Source organism: Streptomyces sp. NPDC091376 (assembly GCF_044757085.1).
Classification (GTDB): Bacteria; Actinomycetota; Actinomycetes; order Streptomycetales; family Streptomycetaceae; genus Streptomyces; species Streptomyces pratisoli.
In genome coordinates this window covers 794,630-815,020 of sequence record NZ_JBIVUF010000001.1, presented here as the reverse complement: position 1 = coordinate 815,020, position 20,391 = coordinate 794,630, and the positions used below count along the sequence as shown (strand labels likewise).

The window sequence follows — 20,391 nt, the reverse complement described above, 5'->3', positions numbered from 1 at the left end:
TTCCCGCCCCGGGGGCCCGTGGAGCCGTCGGGCCTCCCTAGACTGCCCCGCATGATGAACGAGTCCGCCGTCCGGGTACGGAGCCTGGTCAAGCGGTACGGAGCCAGGACCGCCGTGAACGGGCTCGACCTCGACGTCCGCGCCGGAACGGTCGCCGCCGTCCTCGGTCCGAACGGCGCCGGGAAGACCACCACCGTCGAGACCTGCGAGGGCTACCGCCGCGCCGACTCGGGCACGGTCCGCGTCCTCGGCCTCGACCCGGTCGCCGACGCCGCGCGGCTGCGCCCGCGGATCGGCGTGATGCTCCAGTCGGGTGGCGTCTACTCCGGCGCCCGCGCCGACGAGATGCTCCGCCACATGGCGAAGCTGCACGCCCGCCCGCTGGACGTGGACGCCCTGATCGAGCGACTCGGTCTCGGCTCCTGCGGCCGGACGACGTACCGGCGGCTCTCCGGCGGACAGCAGCAGCGGCTCGCGCTCGCCATGGCCGTCGTCGGCCGCCCGGAACTGGTCTTCCTGGACGAGCCGACCGCCGGACTCGACCCGCAGGCCCGCCGCGCCACCTGGGATCTGGTGCGCGAACTGCGCACGGACGGCGTGACGGTCGTCCTGACCACGCACTTCATGAACGAGGCGGAAGAGCTCGCGGACGACATCGCGATCATCGACGCGGGCCGGGTCGTCGCCCAGGGCAGCCCCGAGCAGCTCTGCCGCGGCGGCGCGGAGAACACGCTGCGCTTCACCGGCCGTCCCGGCCTCGACCTGGGCTCCCTGCTGAAGGCGCTGCCGGACGGCACGGCCGCCGCGGAGCTGACGCCGGGTGCCTACCGGATCACCGGCACGGTCGACCCCCAGCTGCTCGCCACCGTCACCTCCTGGTGCGCGCAGCACGGCGTGATGCCGGACGGCATCTCGGTGGAGCGCCACACCCTCGAGGACGTCTTCTTGGAGCTCACCGGGAAGGAGCTGCGGTCGTGACCGCTGAGGTGACCACGGACGTGACGTCCGAAGCCCCGGGAGCGCCGGGGACGTACGCCCCGGACCCGGGCGGCGCCCCCGTCGCACGGATGATCGTGGCGCAGGCGGCCCTGGAGACGAGGATGCTGCTGCGCAACGGGGAGCAGCTGCTGCTGACCGTGATCATTCCGTCGCTGCTGCTCGTGCTGTTCTCGACGGTCGACATCGTCACCGTGCCGGTCTCGGCCACGGGGGACGCCGGCCGGCCGGTCGACTTCCTCGCGCCCGGCGTCCTCGCTCTTGCCGTGATGTCCACGGCCTTCACCGGTCAGGCCATCGCCACCGGCTTCGAGCGCCGTTACGGCGTGCTGAAGCGGCTCGGCGCCTCCCCGCTGCCGCGCTGGGCCCTGATGGCGGCGAAGACGCTCTCCGTGCTGGTCACGGAGGTGCTGCAGATCGTGCTGCTGACGCTGATCGCCCTCGCGCTGGGCTGGGACCCGCGGGGCGGCGCCGGCTCCGTGCTCCTGCTGCTCGTCCTCGGCACGGCGGCCTTCTCCGGTCTCGGGCTGCTGATGGCCGGCACGCTGAAGGCCGAGGCGACGCTCGCCGCGGCCAATCTGGTCTTCCTGCTGCTGCTGGTGGGCGGCGGCGTGATCGTCCCGCTCGACAGGTTCCCGGAGGCCGCGCAGTCGGTACTCGGCCTGCTGCCGATCTCCGCGCTCTCGGACGGGCTGCGGGACGTGCTCCAGCACGGTGCGTCGATGCCGTGGGGCGACCTCGGGATCCTGGCGGGGTGGGCGGTTCTCGGCCTGGGTGCCGCGGCGAGGTTCTTCCGCTGGGAGTGACGCCGCCGGACGACCGGCTGCCCTCGTGCCCCGGCCGAAGCTGGAGGCATGGCGGCATGACCCGACCGGCGGCTGCTTCACCGTCGAGGGCCCCTGCCCTGGTGATCCCCGGGGCGGTCTGTCCCGACATGGCCACCCACGTGAATCCGTGCACAAGCGCCCCTCTACGATGGTCGCCGTGCAGACCCCCCTCGCCTACATCGCCCAGCGCTGGACGCCGTCCCCCAAGACCCTCCGGCGTGCCGCTCTCGCGCCCGTCGTGATGAGCGTGGTCATCATCGTCACCGGCGGCGCGGTCCGGCTGACCGGCTCCGGGCTCGGCTGCGACACCTGGCCCAAGTGCACGGACGACAGCCTCTTCGCCACGCCCGAACAGGGCATCCACGGTGCCATCGAGTTCGGCAACCGGATGCTGACGTACGTCCTGTCGGCGGCCGTCGGCTGGGCGATCATCGCGGCGCGTGCCACGAAGCCGTGGCGGCGCGGGCTGTCCCGGCTCGGCTGGGCGCAGTTCTGGGTCGTGATGAGCAACGCCGTCCTCGGCGGGATCACGGTGTGGGCGGGCCTCAACCCGTGGACGGTGGCCGGGCACTTCCTCGCCGCCAACCTGCTGCTCACGGTCGCCGTGGTCACCTGGGTCCGGGCGGGCGAGGGGGACGGCGCGCCACGCCCCCGGGTGCCGCGCCCGGTGCGGAAGCTGGCCTGGGTGCTGGCCTCCGCCGCCGCGGTGCTTATCGCCCTGGGCACGGTCGTGACCGGCTCCGGCAAGCACGCGGGCGACAGCAGCGACGTGCCGCGGATGCCGTTCGACTGGGTGGACGCGGCGCATGTCCATGCCGCGCTGGCCTGGCTGGTGTGCGTGCTCGCCGTGGCGATGTGGCTGACGCTGCGGGTCGTGGACGCGCCCGACGACACCCGGGCGCGCGCCCGGGAGCTGCTGCTCGTCCTGGTCGCACAGGGCGCCATCGGCTACGTGCAGTTCTTCACGGACGTGCCCGAGCTGCTGGTCGGCGCCCATATGCTCGGTTCCTCGCTGATGTGGATCGCCGTGCTCCGGCTGGCGCTGAGCCTGCGCGAACGGCCGCTCGCCGCGCCGGACGCCCCGGACCGGCAGGACGCCGAGCTGGCGTCGGCCTGACCCGAGCCGCCCTCAGCACCCCGCGCCGGCGTCGGCCTGACCCCGGCCACCCTCAGCACGTGAGCCGGTAGACGCGGCGGGCGTTGTCCGCCGCGATCATCCCGGCGACCCGCTCGGCGTCCGTGCGGCACCAGGCGCCGTCCGCCACCCAGCCGCTGAGCACTCGCCCCAGCGCCTCCCGGAAGGTCTGCGCCCCGACCACGTGCAGTTCGGGCAGCCCCCGGGCACCGCTGGAGAACAGCAGCTTCCCGAACGGGGCGTGCTCCAGGATCTCCGCGAGGACGGCCGCGGCCCCCGCCCCCGTATGGGCGAGCGCGGGTCCGACGTCCGCGTACACGTGCGGGAAGACGCTCGCCAGATGCGCGGCGTGCCGGTGGTACGGGTAGCCGTGCAGCAGCACGAGATCGGTGCCGAGTCCGGCGGTGGCCGCCGCGAAGTCGGTCAGCAGCAGCGGATCGCCCACCCCGACGTGCAGTTGCAGCGGCCGGCCCGAGGCCACGGCGATCCAGAGCAGATGACGCAGCAGTACGGGGTCGTCGAGCGGCCCGCCGACCGGGCGTCCGGCCAGCCAGCGCCCCGTGGCGCCGCGCACCTCGCCGGGGCCGGGCGGCTCGGGCGCGAGGGCCGTCCCGTGCCGTGCCCCCGCCATGGAGGCGAAGGCGACGGCCGATCCGGCGGCGCCGTGCACGGCCTCCGCGAGGTTGGCGAGGAATGCGTCGACGGTGCCGGAGGTGTCGGCGACCTGCTCGGCGAGCAGCTCCAGCCGGACGATCTCATGGGCGTCGGCCATGCCCGCGGCGGCGATCTCGGGCGGTCCGGTGAGGTCTCCGGGCAGTCCGGTGTCCACCAGATAGGTGGAGATCCCGGTGGCCCGCAGCAGCCGCCTGCCGGATTCCAGGACGCCGAGCTCTCTGCGCCGTGCGAGATAGTGCGCCGGCGGGCAGTGCGGTTCCAGACCGAGCAGCGGCGGACACCAGCGTCGTACGGCGAAGCCGGTCTGGGTGTCGAAGAAGGTGGTGCCGGGCGCGGGGGGCCCGGCGGTCCTGCCGAGGTGGGCCTCGAAGGTGCCGAGGCCCAGCTCCGTGCGGAGGACGCCGTGGCAGTACTGATCCACCAACGACGGTGTGTCGATCATCCGGGGGCTCCCAGCGGTGGACATCGTTCCACACGTCCTAACGGGTGAGCCCCGCCTGAGGTGTTGCCCCCGATGCCTACGTGCTGACGCGGCGGGCTTCGCACCCTGTTCCCGCACGGCCCGCGGCCGTGCCCCCGGCCGCCGGACGGGCCGGTTCTCCGGCCCCTCCGGCGATGGCTCGTCAGCCGTTCGAGGGGCCGCCCACCTGGATGCCCGCCATGCGCGTCCACTCGTACGGTCCGGTGCGGACCTTCAGCGCGAAGTCGCCGTCGAAGGACTCGTGCAGCGTGATGCCGGACTTCTCGGCCGCGCTGACCGCGATGTCGTGGGTCGGTGCCACCAGGTCGCCCCAGCCGCCGTCCTCGCCCACGAGCACGATGCGGGTGCCCATCTGCCCGATGTACGCGAGCTGGCCCTCGGCGCCGCCGTGCGCCTTGGCGAAGGCGCCGATCTGCTTGGCGAGCTTCGCCGCCTTGCGCTCGGCCTTCGCGGACTGCCTCGCCTGCTTCTCGTCAACCTGCGTGTCTGCCATGCCCAGGATGCTACTCGCGGGTAGATCCACTGGCGACCGTCGGGTCACGTGGCCTCGGCCACGCCGCGGGAGGGCGGGGTGGGTCAGCGCAGGAACGGGTCCACCGCGACGGCCACGAACAGCAGCGAGACGTACGTGATCGACCAGTGGAACAGCCGCATCTCCTTGAGCTTGCCGCCCGTCGCCCCGGCCTTCGCGCGGCTCTGCAGCGCATGCGCCTCCCAGAGCCACCAGCCGCCGGTCGCCAGCGCGACCGCCGTGTAGAACCAGCCGGTGTAGCCGAGCGGCGTCAGCAGCAGCGAGACGGCGACCATCACCCAGCTGTAGAGGACGATCTGGCGGGCGACGACCCTGTTGGAGGCGACGACGGGCAGCATCGGCACGCCGACCCGCGCGTAGTCCTCCTTCACCTTCATCGACAGCGGCCAGTAGTGCGGCGGCGTCCAGAAGAAGATGACGAGGAAGAGGATGACCGCCGCCCACGACACCGAGTTGGTGACGGCGGACCAGCCGATGAGCACCGGCATACAGCCGGCGATCCCGCCCCACACGATGTTCTGCGCGGTGCGCCGCTTCAGCAGCATCGTGTAGACGACGACGTAGAAGAGGAGCGCGCCGAGCGCGAGCGCGGCGGACAGCCAGTTGACGAGCAGTCCGAACCAGAGGGTGGAGACCACGGCGAGAGCGAGGCCGAAGACCAGGCCCTCGCGCGGCGAGACCATGCCGGTGACCAGGGGCCGCTGAGCGGTGCGGTCCATCAGCGCGTCGATGTCGCGGTCGATGTACATGTTGAGCGCGTTCGCGCCGCCGGCGGAGAGGTACCCGCCGACGCAGGTGACGACGACCAGCCAGAGGTCCGGCACACCCTGCGCCGCCAGGAACATCACCGGTACGGTGGTGATGAGCAGCAGCTCGATGATCCGCGGCTTCGTCAGCGCCACGAATGCCTTGACGCGGGCCCCGAACGGCCGGTGGCCCCCCGGGCTGGGAGTCAAGACGACCCCTGCGGGTCGGGACTCGACGGCCGTCACGCACACCCCTGACAGAGAAATTCCCAGCAAGCTTCATGCCTGAGGGCATCTCCCGTGCCCTCAGGGCGATGGAGGCGAATCCTCGGTGAAGACTTGCGCGTACCACGCCACTCTAGACGTTGGCCGCATGCCGATCTTCGCGGGGGTGGGTCGTGTTGAGCGGTGCCGCGACGCCATGCGTAATCACCCACGAAAGCCCCGACGAGAGGCGAAGTCGGGCCCGTGCCCGCAGGCTGGTTGATGTGTCCGATTGGAGAGACGTGCACCCGAAAGGACGCACGCTGCTGCGAGGGTAGGCTCGACAGCGCCCGGTACACCCCTCGTCACCGGGACCCGAACATGTGGAGAGGAGCCCTGACTCAGGGTGAGCACCAAGCCGACCACCACAGACCTCGAGTGGACCGCATTGGACCAGCGGGCCGTGGACACCGTCCGTGTCCTTGCCGCTGACGCCGTACAGAAGGTCGGCAACGGCCATCCGGGTACGGCCATGAGCCTGGCCCCCGCGGCGTACGTCCTCTTCCAGAAACTGATGCGGCACGACCCCGCCGACGCGGACTGGACCGGCCGTGACCGGTTCGTGCTCTCCGCGGGTCACTCGAGCCTGACGCTCTACATCCAGCTCTACCTGGCCGGCTACGGCCTGGAGCTGGACGACCTCAAGTCGTTCCGCACCTGGGGCTCGAAGACGCCGGGCCACCCGGAGTACGGCCACACGACGGGCGTCGAGACGACGACCGGCCCGCTGGGCCAGGGTGTCGCCAACGCCGTCGGCATGGCGATGGCCGCCCGCTACGAGCGCGGCCTGTTCGACCCGGAGGCGGAGCCCGGCACCTCCCCGTTCGACCACACCATCTGGTGCATCGCCGGTGACGGCTGCCTCCAGGAGGGCATCTCGGCCGAGGCGTCCTCGCTGGCCGGTCACCAGAAGCTCGGCAACCTGGTGCTGCTGTGGGACGACAACCACATCTCGATCGAGGGCGACACCGAGACCGCCGTCTCCGAGGACACGCTGAAGCGGTACGAGGCCTACGGCTGGCACGTCCAGCGCGTGGCGCAGCTGCCGAACGGCGACCTGGACCCGGTGGGTCTGTACGAGGCGCTGCGGGCGGCCCGGGCCGAGACCGAGCGCCCCTCCTTCATCGCGGCCCGGTCGATCATCGCCTGGCCCGCCCCGCACGCGCAGAACACCGAGGCCGCGCACGGCTCGGCGCTGGGTGACGACGAGGTCGCGGCCACCAAGCGCGTCCTCGGTTTCGATCCGGAGCAGTCCTTCGAGGTCGCCGACGAGGTCATCGGGCACACCCGCAAGGCCCTGGACCGCGGTCGTACGGACCGGGACGAGTGGGAGAAGGCGTTCGCCGAGTGGCGGGGCGCCAACCCGGAGCGGGCCGCCGAGTTCGACCGGATCCGCTCGACCGAGCTGCCGGCCGGCTGGGAGGAGAAGCTCCCGGTGTTCGAGACCGGAAAGGGTCTGGCCACCCGCGCCGCCTCCGGGAAGGTGCTGCAGGCGCTGGGCGCGGTCGTTCCCGAGCTGTGGGGCGGCTCCGCCGACCTCGCCGGCTCGAACAACACGACGATCGACAAGACGTCGTCGTTCCTGCCCGAGGGCAACCCGCTGCCGGAGGCCGACCCGTACGGCCGCACGATCCACTTCGGCATCCGCGAGCACGCCATGGCCGCGGTGCTGAACGGCATCACGCTGCACGGCAACACCCGTGTCTACGGCGGCACGTTCCTGGTCTTCTCCGACTACATGCGCAACGCGGTCCGGCTGTCCGCGCTGATGCACCTGCCGGTGACGTACGTCTGGACGCACGACTCGATCGGTCTCGGCGAGGACGGCCCGACCCACCAGCCGGTGGAGCACCTGGCCTCGCTGCGTGCCATCCCGGGTCTGAACGTCGTGCGTCCGGCCGACGCCAACGAGACCGCGATCGCGTGGCGCGAGATCCTCCGGCGCTACACGAAGGAATTCGGTGTGGGCGCCCCGCACGGTCTGGCGCTGACCCGTCAGGGCGTGCCGACGTACGAGCCCAACGACGACGCGGCCAAGGGTGGTTACGTCCTCTTCGAGGCCGAGGGCGGCGAGGCGCGGGTCGTGCTGATCGGCACGGGCTCCGAGGTCCACCTGGCCGTCGAGGCCCGTGAGCAGCTGCAGGCCGACGGCATCCCGGCCCGGGTCGTCTCGATGCCGTCCGTCGAGTGGTTCGAGGAGCAGGACCAGGCGTACAAGGACAGCGTGCTGCCGCCTTCGGTGAAGGCCCGGGTGGCGGTCGAGGCGGGTATCGGTCTTACCTGGTACCGCTACGTCGGTGACGCCGGCCGGATCGTCTCGCTGGAGCACTTCGGTGCGTCGGCCGACGGCAAGGTGCTGTTCCGTGAGTTCGGGTTCACCCCCGAGAACGTGGCCGCCGCGGCACGGGAATCGATCGAAGCCGCCGCGCGCTGACGCCGGTACACGACTAGTAGGAGATGCAACTCTCATGACAGACGCACTCAAGCGCCTCTCCGACGAAGGCGTCGCGATCTGGCTCGACGACCTGTCGCGCAAGCGGATCACGTCCGGCAACCTCGCGGAGCTGATCGACCAGCAGCACGTCGTGGGTGTCACGACAAACCCGTCGATCTTCCAGAAGGCCATCTCGTCCGGTGACGGCTACGAGCAGCAGCTCGCCGACCTCGCCGCGCGTCGGCTGACCGTCGAGGAAGCCATCCGCATGATCACGACGGCGGACGTGCGGGACGCCGCCGACGTGCTGCGTCCGGTCTTCGATTCGACGGGCGGCCAGGACGGCCGGGTGTCGATCGAGGTCGACCCGCGTCTCGCGCACAACACGACGGCGACCATCGCCGAGGCCAAGCAGCTGGCCTGGCTGGTGGACCGGCCGAACACGTTCATCAAGATCCCTGCGACGAAGGCCGGCCTGCCGGCGATCACCGAGGTCATCGGCCTCGGTATCAGCGTCAACGTCACGCTGATCTTCTCGCTGGAGCGTTACCGCGAGGTCATGGACGCCTACCTGGCGGGCCTGGAGAAGGCCAAGGCCGCGGGCCTCGACCTGTCCAAGATCCGTTCGGTGGCGTCATTCTTCGTGTCCCGTGTGGACACCGAGATCGACAAGCGGCTGGACGCGCTGGGCACGGACGAGGCGAAGGAGGTGCGCGGCAAGGCGGCGCTCGCCAACGCGCGTCTCGCCTACCAGGCGTACGAGGAGGTCTTCTCCTCGGACCGCTGGGCCGCGCTGGACAAGGCGCAGGCCAACAAGCAGCGTCCGCTGTGGGCCTCGACGGGCGTCAAGGACCCGGCGTACAAGGACACGCTGTACGTGGTCGATCTGGTCGCCCCGGGCACGGTCAACACCATGCCGGAGGCGACCCTGGAGGCCACCGCCGACCACGGGCAGATCACCGGCGACACGGTGCGCGGTACCTACGAGCAGGCGCGCGCCGAGCTCGACGCCGTCGAGAAGCTCGGGATCTCCTACGCCGACGTCGTGCAGCTGCTGGAGGACGAGGGCGTCGAGAAGTTCGAGGCGTCCTGGAACGATCTGCTCAAGTCGACGCAGGCGGAGCTCGATCGCCTCGCTCCCTCGGAGGGCTGAGCACCTTGTCTTCCGCACACGGAGCCAATCCGCTTCGTGACGCCGCGGACCGACGGCTCCCGCGTATCGCGGGGCCGTCGGGCCTGGTGATCTTCGGCGTCACGGGCGATTTGTCACGTAAAAAGTTGATGCCCGCTGTTTACGACCTCGCCAACCGCGGGCTGCTGCCGCCGGGCTTCTCGCTCGTCGGATTCGCGCGTCGCGAATGGGACGACCAGGACTTCACACAGGTGGTCCATGACGCCGTGAAGGAGCACGCCCGCACCCCCTTCCGCGAGGAGGTCTGGCAGCAGCTCATTCAGGGAGTGCGCTTCGTCCAGGGCGACTTCGACGACGACGACGCCTTCGAGAACCTCAAGAAGACGATCACGGAGCTGGACCAGGCGCAGGGAACCGGCGGCAACTTCGCCTTCTACCTCTCGGTGCCGCCGAAGTTCTTCCCCAAGGTCGTCAAGCAGCTCAAGAAGCACGGTCTCGCCGACCAGGCGGACGGCTCGTGGCGGCGCGCCGTCATCGAGAAGCCCTTCGGCCACGACCTGGCCTCCGCCATGGAGCTGAACTCGATCGTCCACGAGGTCTTCGCGCCGGACCAGGTCTTCCGTATCGACCACTACCTCGGCAAGGAGACCGTCCAGAACATCATGGCGCTCCGCTTCGCCAACACGCTCTTCGAGCCGATCTGGAACCGGTCGTACGTGGACCATGTCCAGATCACCATGGCCGAGGACATCGGCATCGGCGGCCGCGCCGGCTACTACGACGGCATCGGCGCCGCCCGTGACGTCATCCAGAACCACCTCCTCCAGCTGCTCGCGCTGACCGCGATGGAGGAGCCCGCCTCCTTCGACGCGGACGCGCTGGCGGCGGAGAAGACCAAGGTGCTGGGCGCGGTGAAGCTGCCCAGGGACCTGGCGACCGGCACGGTGCGCGCGCAGTACGCGGGGGGCTGGCAGGGCGGCGAGAAAGCCGTCGGCTATCTCCAGGAAGACGGCATCAACCCGAAGTCGAAGACCGACACCTACGCCGCCATAAAGCTGGAGATCGACAACCGCCGCTGGGCGGGTGTCCCCTTCTATCTCCGTACCGGCAAGCGGCTGGGCCGCCGGGTCACCGAGATCGCGGTCGTCTTCCAGCGCGCGCCGCACTCCCCCTTCGATCAGACGGCCACCGAGGAGCTGGGGCACAACGCCCTGGTGATCCGGGTGCAGCCGGACGAGGGCGTGACGATGCGGTTCGGCTCGAAGGTGCCGGGCACGTCGATGGAGGTCCGGGACGTCTCGATGGACTTCGCGTACGGCGAGTCCTTCACGGAGTCCAGCCCCGAGGCCTACGAGCGGCTGATCCTGGACGTCCTGCTCGGTGACTCCAACCTCTTCCCGAGGCTGGCCGAGGTCGAGCTGTCCTGGAAGATCCTCGACCCGATCGAGCAGTTCTGGGACAAGCACGGCAAGCCCGCGCAGTATCCGGCCGGCACCTGGGGTCCGGTCGAGGCGGACGAAATGCTCGCACGAGACGGACGGAGCTGGCGTCGGCCATGAAGATCGACCTTACGGACACCACCTCCAGCAAGATCAACAAGGCGCTGGTGCAGGGCCGCAGGGCCATCGGCACACCGGCCGTCGGCATGGTCCTCACGCTCGTCATCGTCACGGACGAGGAGAACGCGTACGACTCGCTGAAGGCGGCGAACGAGGCGTCCCGGGAGCACCCCTCGCGCACCCTCGTCGTCATCAAGCGGGTCTCGCGCTCGCCGCGCGACCGGGCGAAGGCGCGCCTCGACGCCGAGGTGCGGGTCGGCGCGGACGCCGGCACCGGCGAGACGGTGGTGCTGCGGCTGTACGGCGAGGTCAACGAGCACGCCCAGTCGGTAGTGCTGCCGCTGCTCCTGCCGGACGCCCCGGTCGTGGTGTGGTGGCCGGTGAACGCCCCGGTGGACCCGGCGTCCGACCCGCTGGGCGCACTGGCCCAGCGGCGGGTGACCGACACCTACGCCTGTGAGCGTCCGGTCGCCGAGCTGGCGGCCCGCGCCGACGCCTACACCCCGGGCGACACGGATCTGTCCTGGACCCGCATCACACCGTGGCGCTCGATGCTCGCGGCGGCACTGGACCAGGTCCCGTGGCAGGCGAGTTCGGCCGAGGTGGAGGGCGAGGAGTTCAACCCGAGCTGCGAGCTGCTCGGCATGTGGCTCGCCGACCGGCTGAAGGTACCGGTGAAGCGCTCGGTGTCGGCCGGTCCCGGCCTCACGGCCGTACGGCTCCAGACGGACAACGGCCCGATCGTGCTGGACCGGGCGGACGGCTCGCTCGCGACGCTGTCCATCCAGGGCCAGCCGGACCGCGCGGTGGCGCTGAAGCGCCGGGAGACGGCCGAGCTGATCGCGGAGGAGCTGCGGCGGCTCGACCCGGACGACACCTACGCCTCGGCGCTGCGCTACGGCGTGGAGCGGCTGAACGACGAGTCGGCCGAGATCACGTCCGCACCGGCTGCGAAGAAGACGGCGACCAGGGCCCCGGCCAAGAAGGCGGCCTCCAAGTGAGCGCCCCTCAACTCGTCGTCCACCGCGACAAGGAGCTGATGGCGCAGGCCGCCGCGGCCCGGCTGATCACCAAGATCGTGGACGCCCAGTCCGGTCGCGGCTCCGCGTCGGTCGTGCTGACCGGCGGGCGCAACGGCAACGGCCTGCTGGCCGCGCTCGCCGCCGCGCCCGCGCGGGACGCGATCGACTGGTCGCGGCTCGATCTGTGGTGGGGCGACGAGCGCTTCCTGCCCGAGGGCGACCCGGAGCGCAATGTCACCCAGGCCCGTGCGGCCCTGCTGGACTCGGTCCCGCTCGACCCGTCCCGGGTGCACGCGATGCCCGCGTCCGACGGACCCCACGGCACCGACGCGGAGGCGGCCGCGGCGGCGTACGCGGAGGAACTGGCCGCGGCGGCGGGGCCCGAGGACCACGCCGATGTGCCCACGTTCGACGTCCTGATGCTGGGTGTCGGCCCGGACACGCATGTCGCGTCCCTGTTCCCCGAGCTTCCGGCGGTACGGGAGACCGAGCGCACGGTCGTCGGCGTCCACGGCGCGCCCAAGCCTCCGCCGACGCGTGTCTCGTTGACGCTTCCGGCGATCCGCGCGGCGCGCGAGGTGTGGCTGCTCGCGGCCGGCGAGGACAAGGCCAACGCGGCGAGGATCGCCCTCTCGGGTGCCGGCGAGATCCAGGCACCGGCGGCGGGCGCCTACGGCAGGTCGCGGACGCTGTGGCTGCTCGACTCGGCGGCGGCCTCGCAGCTTCCGCGCGACCTGTATCCCCCGGCCTCGCCCTGACGGGAGGTCACCTGGTGACACGAAGGCCCGGCCCGCCCTTCGGCGGACCGGGCCTTCGCCGCGTCAGAGGATCACCTGGTCCGGGTGGGCCTCCAGACCGGCGATGGCCCTGCGGGTGGCGCCGACGAACGCGGTGAAGCGGTCGTTGGTGTGGTTCGGCCGTCCCAGGCGGGTGAAGTGGCCCGCTTCGAACAGGCTGCGGCGCAGCTCCTCGGTGATCTCCAGCTGCGCGCCCTTGCCCAGCAGGGTCTTGTTGCAGATGTTGTCCACGTCGGTACCTGCGAGAGCGGGGACGGACGAGCCGTCGATGGTGCGGAAGTCCGCGGCCTCGAGCTCCTCGCGAAGCCGGGCCTTGAAGTCGCCGTTGCGACCGCCGACGACGACCGCCTCGGGCGCCGCGGACGTACCTGCCGTCTTCGCGTCGCAGCCGTGCAGGCTCAGGACGTTGAGGCTGGCCGCGGCCATCGAGAGGGCGATGCGGTCGTCGTTGTGCGTCGAGGTGACGTGCATCGAGGCGTTGCCGTCCGAGGCGATGCCCTCGAACATCCAGTAGTCGTGCAGCGGGCCACCGGCGGCTGTCGGGGCCAGAGTGGCGGGGTGGTAACCGGCGATGGCCAGACACAGTTCCGAGGTGCCGCCCTCGATGGCTCCGCCGTGGATGGCCATGATCGTGGTGCGGTTGAAGGGGTGTCTCAACTCGTTGCTGCTGTCGACCAGTTCAAGGCGCTTGTAGCGCCGGGCGAAGTCCGTCCCCTCCCTTCCGGCGAGCTTCGTGTAGAGGTCGGTGTTCGACGCATAGCCGTCGACGGCGTACGCGGGGGCGGCGGTGAAGGCGTTGAGCACGGAGGCGCCGAGTGCGGCGCTGGCGAGTCCGGCCAGTACGGTGCGGCGATCGGTAGAGGTCATGCACGTCATGATCACGGCGGAACGAGACACTCCGGACCGCTCCGGCGGTGAGGTCTCTCACAGGGTGCGTTCCGGTCGCTCCAGGAACGGCTCCAGCAGGCCCGGGACCGCGCGGGAGGCGAAGTCGAGGACCTCGTGAGGATCCGCGTCGTAGACCGAGTACGCCCCGTCGCCCGCCGCCGTGGTCGCCGTCAGGGTGAGGACCCCGGCACGGCGCTGGAACCAGGACTGTTTGACCGTCCAGCCGATGACCCCGTCGCGCTGGAGTGCGACGGTCGCGCGCCGGACGGTCCCGGAGCGGGCGAGCAGATAGTCGCCGCCGAGCGCGTGACCGAGGCTCCGGTACGCGTCCAGGGCCAGCACCACCGCGAGCGGAAGGAACAGCACCGCGCAGGCCGCCGCGACGTACAGCAGGACGTTCGTGAGCAGCAGCCCCAGCAGCGTGAGCACCAGGAGCGGCAGCAGCGCGGCGCCGAGCGCCCAGCGGAGCCTGCGGCTGCGGGCGGCGCGCGGATGGGCGGTGAGCGGCGCGCTCGTCGGGGCCCCGGTCTCCCGCAGCACCAGCGCCGCGACCTCGTCGGCGACGGCCCGTGGCGCGGCCGGCAGCAGCGTCTTGTGGTCCGCGTGCTGGTCCGCCTCGTCCGTGGCAAGACCGGTCGCGACCGCGTCCACCCGCGCCGCCCCGCACAGCCGTACGCCGATCGGCTCGACGAGTTCGACGCCCCGAAGCCGCCGCTCCTCGATGGAGATCGAGCGGGTGGTGAACAGCCCACGGCGGACCCGCAGGGTGCCGCCCGGCTCCCGTTCCAGCCGGTGGTTGAACCACATCTCGACCCAGAGGCCGAGCGCGCCGACGACGCCGGCGACGAGGGCCGCGGCGACGAGCACGACGAGCGTCCAGACCAGCGGCGTGTCCTGGAAGCGCTCGCCGACCCAGTCGATGACCCGGGCCTGAGCGCCGAACCACTCGCTGACCTGCATCACCGCGCCGACGGCCGCCCCGCCGAGCAGCGGGGCGACGAACGAGACCGGCGCGTAGCGGATCCAGCGGGGGTCGAGAACGGCCAGCGTGCCCTCCCGGTGGCTCCCCGGGGCGGACACGGCGCTACGGGCCAGCAGTTCACGACGCAGCCGCTCGCCCTCCGCCTTCGTCACCGGGTCGAGCTCCAGCGTGGACTCTCCGGTGCCGGTGTGCTCGCCGGTGCCGATCCGCACCTTGACCAGGCCGAGTATCCGCAGCAGCGGATGGGCCGTCAGGTCGACGCTGCGGATGCGTTCACGCGCCAGGGAGCGGCGCTTCATCAGCAGCAGCCCGGTGTGGAGTTCGGCGCGCTCGGGCCCGATGCGGTACCGCGTGCGCCGCCACCGTACGTAGTCCGCGCCCGCGCCTGCCGCGATGAGCACGGCGGCACCCGCGAGCACCCAGGCGAGCGCCCGCCACCACGGCATGCCGCCGGCGAGGCCGAGGAGCGCGGGCAGTCCGGCGCCGCCGGCCACGCCCGCCATGACCGCGGCCGTGACGAGGACGGTGCGCCGGTCGAGCTGCCTCCAGCCGTCGTCCGGCGGCGGGCTGTCATCGGGCGGCAGGCCGTCGCCGGACCGTCGGCTGTCATCGGACCGTCGGCTGTCATCGGACCGCAGGCCGTCGGCCGGTCGTCGGCTGTCGTCCGGTCGGTGGCTGTCGTCCGGTCGGTGCCCGTCGTCCGGACGCCCGGCGGTCCCGTCGGGCCCGCCGGTGGCGCTCATGTGGCGTCCCCCTGCGTGGCCTGGGTGATCCTGGTCAGCTGTTCGGCCAGCTCCGCCGCGAGCTCGTGGTCCAGGCCCTCGATCCTGATCGCGCCCTTGGCGGAGGCCGTGGTGACGGTGACGGTGGCGAGCCGGAAGGCCTGCTCCAGCGGTCCGCGGACGGTGTCGACGGTCTGGATCCGGGACATCGGGGCGATCCGCCACTCCTGCCAGAGGGCACCGGTACGGACGTACACCGCCTCGTCCGTGACCTCCCAGCGGTGGACCCGGTACCACCAGGAGGGGAAGAAGGCCGTGCCGGCGAGGCCGAGGACCGCCAGGGCGCCGGCCGCGGTGAGCAGCCGGCCCCTGGCGGGCTCGATGAACGCGCCGAGGACGGCGAGCACCGCCACCGGCACCAGCGTCGTCAGCAGGCACTGCACGCGCCACCAGCCGACGGCCCGTTCGTCCACCCTGTTGTTCGGCGGCCGCAGCCGCACGGTCCCCTCCCCCGGCATCGGGCTACCTGCCGCGCAGGGTGCGGTACGTGTCCACGAGCGTGGCGGTCGAGCTGTCGAGGTCCTCGCCGCCCGCCGCGTCGGCGGCCGGTGTCCCCGTGCGGGTCAGTACGGGCTCGATCCGCTTGGCCAGGACCTTGCCGAGCTCGACGCCCCACTGGTCGAAGGAGTCGATGTTCCAGACGGCGCCCTGGACGAACACCTTGTGCTCGTAGAGCGCGACGAGCTGGCCGAGGACGGACGGGGTCAGCTGCTTCGCCAGGATCGTGGTGGTCGGGTGGTTCCCCACGAACGTCTTGTGCGGCACCAGGTCCTCGGCGACGCCCTCGGCCCGCACCTCGTCGGGGGTCTTGCCGAACGCCAGCGCCTGGGTCTGGGCGAAGAAGTTGGCCATCAGCAGGTCGTGCTGGGGCACGAGCCCGGGCAGCAGGTCCCCGACCGGCTCGGCGAAGCCGATGAAGTCGGCGGGGATGAGCTTGGTGCCCTGGTGGATCAACTGGTAGTACGCGTGCTGCCCGTTGGTGCCGGGGGTGCCCCAGACGACGGGCCCGGTCTGCCAGTCGACCCGGTTGCCCTCGCGGTCGACGGACTTGCCGTTGGACTCCATGTCCAGCTGCTGCAGGTACGCCGTGAACCTGCTCAGGTAGTGCGAGTAGGGCAGCACCGCGTGCGACTGGGCGTCGAAGAAGTTGTCGTACCAGATGCCGAGGAGGCCGAGCAGCATCGGCGCGTTCTCCTCCGGCGGCGCCGTGCGGAAGTGCTCGTCGACGAGGTGGAACCCGTCGAGCATCTCGCGGAACCGGTCCGGGCCGATGGCGATCATCAGCGAGAGTCCGATGGCCGAGTCGTACGAGTAGCGGCCGCCGACCCAGTCCCAGAACTCGAACATGTTGGCCGTGTCGATGCCGAATTCGGAGACCTTGCCGGCGTTGGTCGACAGCGCCACGAAGTGCTTGGCGACGGCGTCCTGGCCGGCGCCGAGGCCGGTGAGCAGCCAGTCGCGGGCGGACGTGGCGTTGGTGATGGTCTCGACGGTGGTGAACGTCTTTGACGCGATGATGAACAGCGTCTCGGCGGGGTCGAGGTCGCGCACCGCCTCGTGGAGATCGGCCCCGTCGACGTTGGAGACGAAACGGAGCGTCAGGTCCCGTGCGGTGTAGGAGCGCAGTGCCTCATAGGCCATCGCCGGACCCAGATCGGAGCCGCCGATACCGATGTTGACGACGTTCTTGATGGGCTTTCCGGTGTGACCGGTCCAGCTGCCCGAGCGGATCCGCTCGGAGAAGGCGCCCATCTTGTCGAGCACGGCGTGCACCGCGGGGACCACGTTCTCGCCGTCGACCTCGATGACGGCGCCACGGGGGGCGCGCAGCGCGGTGTGCAGCACCGCCCGGTTCTCGGTGATGTTGATCTTCTCGCCGCGGAACATGGCGTCCCGCAGCCCCGCCACATCGGTCGCCGCCGCCAGGTCCCGCAGCAGCGCCAGCGTCTCGTCGGTCACCCGCTGCTTGGAGTAGTCGAGGTAGAGGTCGCCGACCTGGAGGGTGTACCGGCTGCCGCGCTCGGCATCGGCGGCGAACAGTTCCCGCAGATGTGTGTCGGCCAGCTGCTCACGGTGCTTGGTGAGAGCAGCCCATTCGGGCGTCCGGTTGAGCCGGGTTGCGTTCATCTTCAGCCCACTTCTTCTCGTACCTGCCTGCGTGCCCCGCTGCCCCACCAACCTAGTTGATCCGGTGGCCGCAGACGCGGCGGCGAGCAGCGGCCGCGCCCGAGTCCGCCCTGCCCGGTCAGTGCCCGCCTCGGTGCAGCCGCCCGTGGTAGCGGGCTTCGAGCACGGCGTTCCGCTCGTAACCGCCCGGCACGTTGGCGGAGACGTACACGGGCGCCTCGTGGCCCTCCGCGCCGAGCAGGGCGACGGCCTCGGCGACGGTCATCTGGATGAGCAGCGAGGAGGTGAGCGTGGAGACGCCGCACAGGGCGTTGCCGTCGGGCAGCGGAAGGAGGGCGTCACCGGTGGGCGCGCAGTTGTCGAGGACGGCGTCGGCGAGGTCGGCGAGCCGCTTTCCGCTGCTGTGCAGGGATGGCACGGAGTTGGTGTGCTCCAGCGAGGTGAGGGCGACCAGCGGGTGGCCCGCCGCCTTCACATGGAGGGCCATGTCGACGATCGAGTTGTTGACACCCGAGTTGGAGATGATCACGAACATGTCCTGCGGGCGTGGCGTGGCCAGGGTGTAGAGCCGGGCGGCCAGGCCGGGGGAACGCTCCAGCAGCGGGTCGTCGAGTACGGCGCGGTCCTCGCCGCCGCGGAGCACGAGATCGGCGAGGGAGATCCGGCTGGTGGGGACGAGTCCGCCGGCCCGGCCCGCGATCTCCAGGGCGGCCGCCTGCGAGTGCCCGGTGCCGAAGGCGTGGACGACGCCGTCCGCGGCGACACAGTCCGCGATGAGCCGGGCCGCCGCCGCGACGGAGTCCTTGTTGGCCTCGACCGCCCGCTCGAAGGCCGCGCGTCCGTGGTCGACGAACAGGCCGGCCCCGAGCTGCGCGTGAGGGCCCTGGTGCGACTGAGGCATGACTGACTCCCTGGGAGAACGTCGACGACCGGCTCATGGCATGCATCAGGCGTGCCCGCATCGTGAACCATCGAATCAGTGATTCACCGCCCCATGCACATTTCGGCTCAATGAATCAGCCGCCGGCATCTCACGTCAAGAGCCGCGCCAGCTCCACGGCCCCGGCCGCACCGTCCGTCACGGGTTCGGGCCGCAGCCCCAACGCCCGTGTCCGCACCGTCAGTCGCTCCAGCAGCGGCCCCTGAGGGCCCAGCAGTCCACCGCTCGTGACCAGGGGTTCTCCCGGGATCGGGGCCAACGCGCTGACCGTGGCGGCCAGTTCGTCCGCGGCGCGGTCGAGCAGGCTCCGGGCCACCTCGTCCCCCGCCTCCTCGGCCGCCACCACGAAGGGGCTGAGCGCCGCGAGCCGTACGGGGTGCTCCGTGAACGCGTGCCCGATGAGGGCCTCGCGGAGCGATCTGCGACCGGCCCAGGATTCCGGCAGCTCTCCCCGGCGGCCCAGACAGTGCGCGAGCAGCGGCTCCGCCAGCGCGGTCCGCGGCCCACGCCCGTCCAGCGCCCTCAGCACCGCGACCAGCGCCTCCCGGCCCAGCCAGAAGCCGCTCCCGGAATCGCCCAGGAGCCAGCCGTCCCCGTCGGCCGAGCGCACCGACCGGCGGTCCGCCACGCGGGCGGCGACCGCACCGGTGCCGGCGATGACGACGAGCCCGTCGGCCGGCACCCCCCGGCCCGAGGCGAAGGCGACGTCCACGTCTCCGTACACGTCCAGCGCCGCGGGTGCCGCCCCCACCGCGGCGAGCGCCTCGGCAAGGCAACGCAGGGCGAGCGAGCGCCCCTTGTCGGGTGGGCCGACGGTCGACCCGCCGGCGAAGCCGCCGACGACGGCGGTGACCGTGCCGCCGAGGCCGGGCGGAACGGCCCCGGCGAGGGCGGCGGTCAGATGGCGGGTGAGGGCGTCACGCTCGACGCTCATCGCGTTGCCGGGCCCGCCCGTGCCTTCGCCGAGGACGGCGCCGCCGCGCGCCTCCGCCAGGCGCGCGCGGACCCGCGTCCCGCCCGCGTCGACGCCGATGACCAGAGGCCGGCTGATGGATTCACTCATGAGCTCGCATCGTGGTTGATAGATTCCCCGAGGACAAGCCCAGAGCACCGAACGCCAGAGACGAGCCGCCATGATCACCGCACTGATCCGCTCCGAGCTGCCCCGGATGAGCGGCTCCCTGCGCAAGGTCGGCGAGCACGTGCTGGCCGATCCGCAGAGCGTCACCCTCGCCTCGGCGGCCGAACTCGGCCGCCGCACAGGGACGTCCCAGGCCTCGGTGACCCGCTTCTGCCGGGCGCTCGGCCTCGACTCGTACCAGCACCTGCTGCTCGAACTCGCCAAGGAACAGGGGGGCCGTCCCGCCGACGAACGTCCCATCGGACACGGAATCGGCCCCGACGACCCGCTGGACCATGTCGTCGCGGTCGTCGCCCGGGCCGATCTGCAGGCCCTGCGACAGACTGTGGAGCACCTCGACCGGGACGCCCTGGAGCGGGCGGCGCAGGCCGTCGCCCGGGCGCGGCGCATCGACGTCTACGGAGTGGGCGCCTCGGGCATCGTGGCGCGCGAGACGGAGGCCCGGCTCTTCGGCATCGGCTGCGCCGCCCGGAGCTGGACCGAGGTCCATGCCGCGGAGACCTCCGCCGCCCTGCTCACGCCCTCCGACACGGTGGTGGCCCTCTCCCACTCCGGCGCCACCCGTGAGGTCCTCAGCCCGCTCCGACTCGCCGCCGAGCGGGGCGCCGCGACCGTGGCGGTCACCGGCGATCCGCGCTCACCCATCGCCGCCGCGGCCTCGGTCCACCTCACCTCGACCTCGGCGGAGACCAGTTTCCGGCGCGGCGGATTCGGCACCCGCCACTCGGTGCTGCTGATCCTCGACTGCCTCTTCGCGCGGGTGGCGCAGCTGACCTATGAACGGGCCACCGCCTCGCTCGCGCTGACCGCGCACATCGGCGAGGCACACGCCGTGCGCGCACGGCGCCGCTGAAAGCGTCCGGGCCCGGGCCCCGGGGGGGCGCGCGGGGGGGGGGGCGGCGCCGGGGCCGCGGGGGCGCTGGGCACCGGG

Annotated in this window: 18 protein-coding genes; 9 read left to right on the top strand and 9 right to left on the bottom strand. The window is 71.7% G+C overall.

Annotated features, from left to right (window positions below; translation table 11 throughout):
- Nucleotides 1-51 precede the first annotated feature (51 nt).
- The 3 genes from ACIQMR_RS03590 to ACIQMR_RS03580 all read left to right on the top strand — a co-directional run bounded on the left by ACIQMR_RS03590 (nt 52) and on the right by ACIQMR_RS03580 (nt 2,940).
- Nucleotides 52-978, top strand: coding sequence for an ABC transporter ATP-binding protein (locus ACIQMR_RS03590; protein ID WP_401382359.1), 927 nt, complete (start codon nt 52-54; stop codon nt 976-978).
- Nucleotides 979-1,067: 89 nt separating this feature from the next.
- Nucleotides 1,068-1,802, top strand: a complete 735-nt coding sequence (locus ACIQMR_RS03585; RefSeq protein WP_401382686.1) for an ABC transporter permease — start codon at nt 1,068-1,070, stop codon at nt 1,800-1,802.
- A 169-nt stretch (nt 1,803-1,971) separates the two neighbouring features.
- Entirely contained in the window at nt 1,972-2,940 is a 969-nt protein-coding gene (locus ACIQMR_RS03580; protein ID WP_401382357.1) for a heme A synthase, read from the top strand.
- 52 nt (nt 2,941-2,992) lie between these two features.
- Here the strand turns inward: ACIQMR_RS03580 and ACIQMR_RS03575 are convergent, their stop codons facing one another.
- The 3 genes from ACIQMR_RS03575 to ACIQMR_RS03565 form a co-directional block, all read right to left on the bottom strand.
- Nucleotides 2,993-4,075 (bottom strand): amidohydrolase family protein, encoded by a 1,083-nt coding sequence (locus ACIQMR_RS03575; RefSeq protein ID WP_401382355.1) that lies wholly within the window; start codon nt 4,073-4,075, stop codon nt 2,993-2,995.
- 181 nt (nt 4,076-4,256) lie between these two features.
- Nucleotides 4,257-4,607: a hypothetical protein gene (locus tag ACIQMR_RS03570; RefSeq protein WP_266375069.1), complete on the bottom strand. Its 351-nt coding sequence runs from the start codon at nt 4,605-4,607 to the stop codon at nt 4,257-4,259.
- Nucleotides 4,608-4,690: 83 nt separating this feature from the next.
- Nucleotides 4,691-5,638 (bottom strand): heme o synthase, encoded by a 948-nt coding sequence (locus ACIQMR_RS03565; protein ID WP_401382352.1) that lies wholly within the window; start codon nt 5,636-5,638, stop codon nt 4,691-4,693.
- A gap of 364 nt (nt 5,639-6,002) precedes the next feature.
- Between ACIQMR_RS03565 and tkt the strand changes: the two genes are divergently transcribed.
- Genes tkt through pgl form a run of 5 tightly spaced genes read left to right on the top strand, consistent with a single transcriptional unit; the run spans nt 6,003 to nt 12,561 of the window.
- Nucleotides 6,003-8,090 (top strand): transketolase, encoded by a 2,088-nt coding sequence (tkt, locus tag ACIQMR_RS03560; RefSeq protein WP_401382350.1) that lies wholly within the window; start codon nt 6,003-6,005, stop codon nt 8,088-8,090.
- 34 nt (nt 8,091-8,124) lie between these two features.
- The gene (gene tal, locus ACIQMR_RS03555) at nt 8,125-9,243 is read left to right on the top strand and encodes a transaldolase (protein WP_401382348.1); all 1,119 of its coding nucleotides are present in this window, start codon (nt 8,125-8,127) and stop codon (nt 9,241-9,243) included.
- Nucleotides 9,244-9,248: 5 nt separating this feature from the next.
- Nucleotides 9,249-10,781 carry a glucose-6-phosphate dehydrogenase gene (gene zwf, locus ACIQMR_RS03550; RefSeq protein WP_401382346.1) on the top strand — a complete coding sequence of 511 codons (1,533 nt, stop codon included), beginning with the start codon at nt 9,249-9,251 and terminating at the stop codon, nt 10,779-10,781.
- Entirely contained in the window at nt 10,778-11,782 is a 1,005-nt protein-coding gene (gene opcA / locus ACIQMR_RS03545; protein WP_401382343.1) for a glucose-6-phosphate dehydrogenase assembly protein OpcA, read from the top strand. The genes zwf and opcA overlap by 4 nt, the downstream gene beginning before the upstream one ends.
- Complete coding sequence (gene pgl / locus ACIQMR_RS03540) at nt 11,779-12,561, top strand: 6-phosphogluconolactonase (RefSeq protein WP_401382341.1); 783 nt, start codon at nt 11,779-11,781, stop codon at nt 12,559-12,561. The genes opcA and pgl overlap by 4 nt, the downstream gene beginning before the upstream one ends.
- A gap of 63 nt (nt 12,562-12,624) precedes the next feature.
- Here the strand turns inward: pgl and ACIQMR_RS03535 are convergent, their stop codons facing one another.
- From ACIQMR_RS03535 to ACIQMR_RS03510, 6 genes are all read right to left on the bottom strand, one after another.
- Nucleotides 12,625-13,467 (bottom strand): poly-gamma-glutamate hydrolase family protein, encoded by an 843-nt coding sequence (locus ACIQMR_RS03535; RefSeq protein ID WP_401382339.1) that lies wholly within the window; start codon nt 13,465-13,467, stop codon nt 12,625-12,627.
- A 57-nt stretch (nt 13,468-13,524) separates the two neighbouring features.
- A complete protein-coding gene (locus ACIQMR_RS03530) occupies nt 13,525-15,213 on the bottom strand; it encodes a PH domain-containing protein (RefSeq protein WP_401382336.1) in 1,689 nt (562 codons plus the stop codon).
- Nucleotides 15,210-15,710 carry a PH domain-containing protein gene (locus ACIQMR_RS03525; RefSeq protein WP_401382334.1) on the bottom strand — a complete coding sequence of 167 codons (501 nt, stop codon included), beginning with the start codon at nt 15,708-15,710 and terminating at the stop codon, nt 15,210-15,212. The genes ACIQMR_RS03530 and ACIQMR_RS03525 overlap by 4 nt, the downstream gene beginning before the upstream one ends.
- A 4-nt stretch (nt 15,711-15,714) precedes the next feature.
- Nucleotides 15,715-17,379 (bottom strand): glucose-6-phosphate isomerase, encoded by a 1,665-nt coding sequence (pgi, locus tag ACIQMR_RS03520; RefSeq protein ID WP_401382331.1) that lies wholly within the window; start codon nt 17,377-17,379, stop codon nt 15,715-15,717.
- A 118-nt stretch (nt 17,380-17,497) separates the two neighbouring features.
- Nucleotides 17,498-18,280 carry a sugar isomerase domain-containing protein gene (locus ACIQMR_RS03515; protein ID WP_401382328.1) on the bottom strand — a complete coding sequence of 261 codons (783 nt, stop codon included), beginning with the start codon at nt 18,278-18,280 and terminating at the stop codon, nt 17,498-17,500.
- 130 nt (nt 18,281-18,410) lie between these two features.
- Complete coding sequence (locus tag ACIQMR_RS03510; protein ID WP_401382325.1) at nt 18,411-19,382, bottom strand: N-acetylglucosamine kinase; 972 nt, start codon at nt 19,380-19,382, stop codon at nt 18,411-18,413.
- A gap of 70 nt (nt 19,383-19,452) precedes the next feature.
- Between ACIQMR_RS03510 and ACIQMR_RS03505 the strand changes: the two genes are divergently transcribed.
- Nucleotides 19,453-20,313, top strand: coding sequence for a MurR/RpiR family transcriptional regulator (locus ACIQMR_RS03505; RefSeq protein ID WP_401382323.1), 861 nt, complete (start codon nt 19,453-19,455; stop codon nt 20,311-20,313).
- The last annotated feature ends 78 nt before the right edge of the window (nt 20,314-20,391 follow it).

Bases quoted from the DNA above. Each gene is read 5' to 3' on its own strand.
- ACIQMR_RS03590 (WP_401382359.1), top strand. From the start codon at position 52: ATGATGAACGAGTCCGCCGTCCGGGTACGGAGCCTGGTCAAGCGGTAC.
- ACIQMR_RS03585 (WP_401382686.1), top strand. From the start codon at position 1,068: ATGATCGTGGCGCAGGCGGCCCTGGAGACGAGGATGCTGCTGCGCAAC.
- ACIQMR_RS03580 (WP_401382357.1), top strand. From the start codon at position 1,972: ATGGTCGCCGTGCAGACCCCCCTCGCCTACATCGCCCAGCGCTGGACG.
- ACIQMR_RS03575 (WP_401382355.1), bottom strand. From the start codon at position 4,075: ATGATCGACACACCGTCGTTGGTGGATCAGTACTGCCACGGCGTCCTC.
- ACIQMR_RS03570 (WP_266375069.1), bottom strand. From the start codon at position 4,607: ATGGCAGACACGCAGGTTGACGAGAAGCAGGCGAGGCAGTCCGCGAAG.
- tal (WP_401382348.1), top strand. From the start codon at position 8,125: ATGACAGACGCACTCAAGCGCCTCTCCGACGAAGGCGTCGCGATCTGG.
- opcA (WP_401382343.1), top strand. From the start codon at position 10,778: ATGAAGATCGACCTTACGGACACCACCTCCAGCAAGATCAACAAGGCG.
- ACIQMR_RS03535 (WP_401382339.1), bottom strand. From the start codon at position 13,467: ATGACCTCTACCGATCGCCGCACCGTACTGGCCGGACTCGCCAGCGCC.
- ACIQMR_RS03530 (WP_401382336.1), bottom strand. From the start codon at position 15,213: ATGAGCGCCACCGGCGGGCCCGACGGGACCGCCGGGCGTCCGGACGAC.
- ACIQMR_RS03525 (WP_401382334.1), bottom strand. From the start codon at position 15,710: ATGCCGGGGGAGGGGACCGTGCGGCTGCGGCCGCCGAACAACAGGGTG.
- pgi (WP_401382331.1), bottom strand. From the start codon at position 17,379: ATGAACGCAACCCGGCTCAACCGGACGCCCGAATGGGCTGCTCTCACC.
- ACIQMR_RS03515 (WP_401382328.1), bottom strand. From the start codon at position 18,280: ATGCCTCAGTCGCACCAGGGCCCTCACGCGCAGCTCGGGGCCGGCCTG.
- ACIQMR_RS03510 (WP_401382325.1), bottom strand. From the start codon at position 19,382: ATGAGTGAATCCATCAGCCGGCCTCTGGTCATCGGCGTCGACGCGGGC.
- ACIQMR_RS03505 (WP_401382323.1), top strand. From the start codon at position 19,453: ATGATCACCGCACTGATCCGCTCCGAGCTGCCCCGGATGAGCGGCTCC.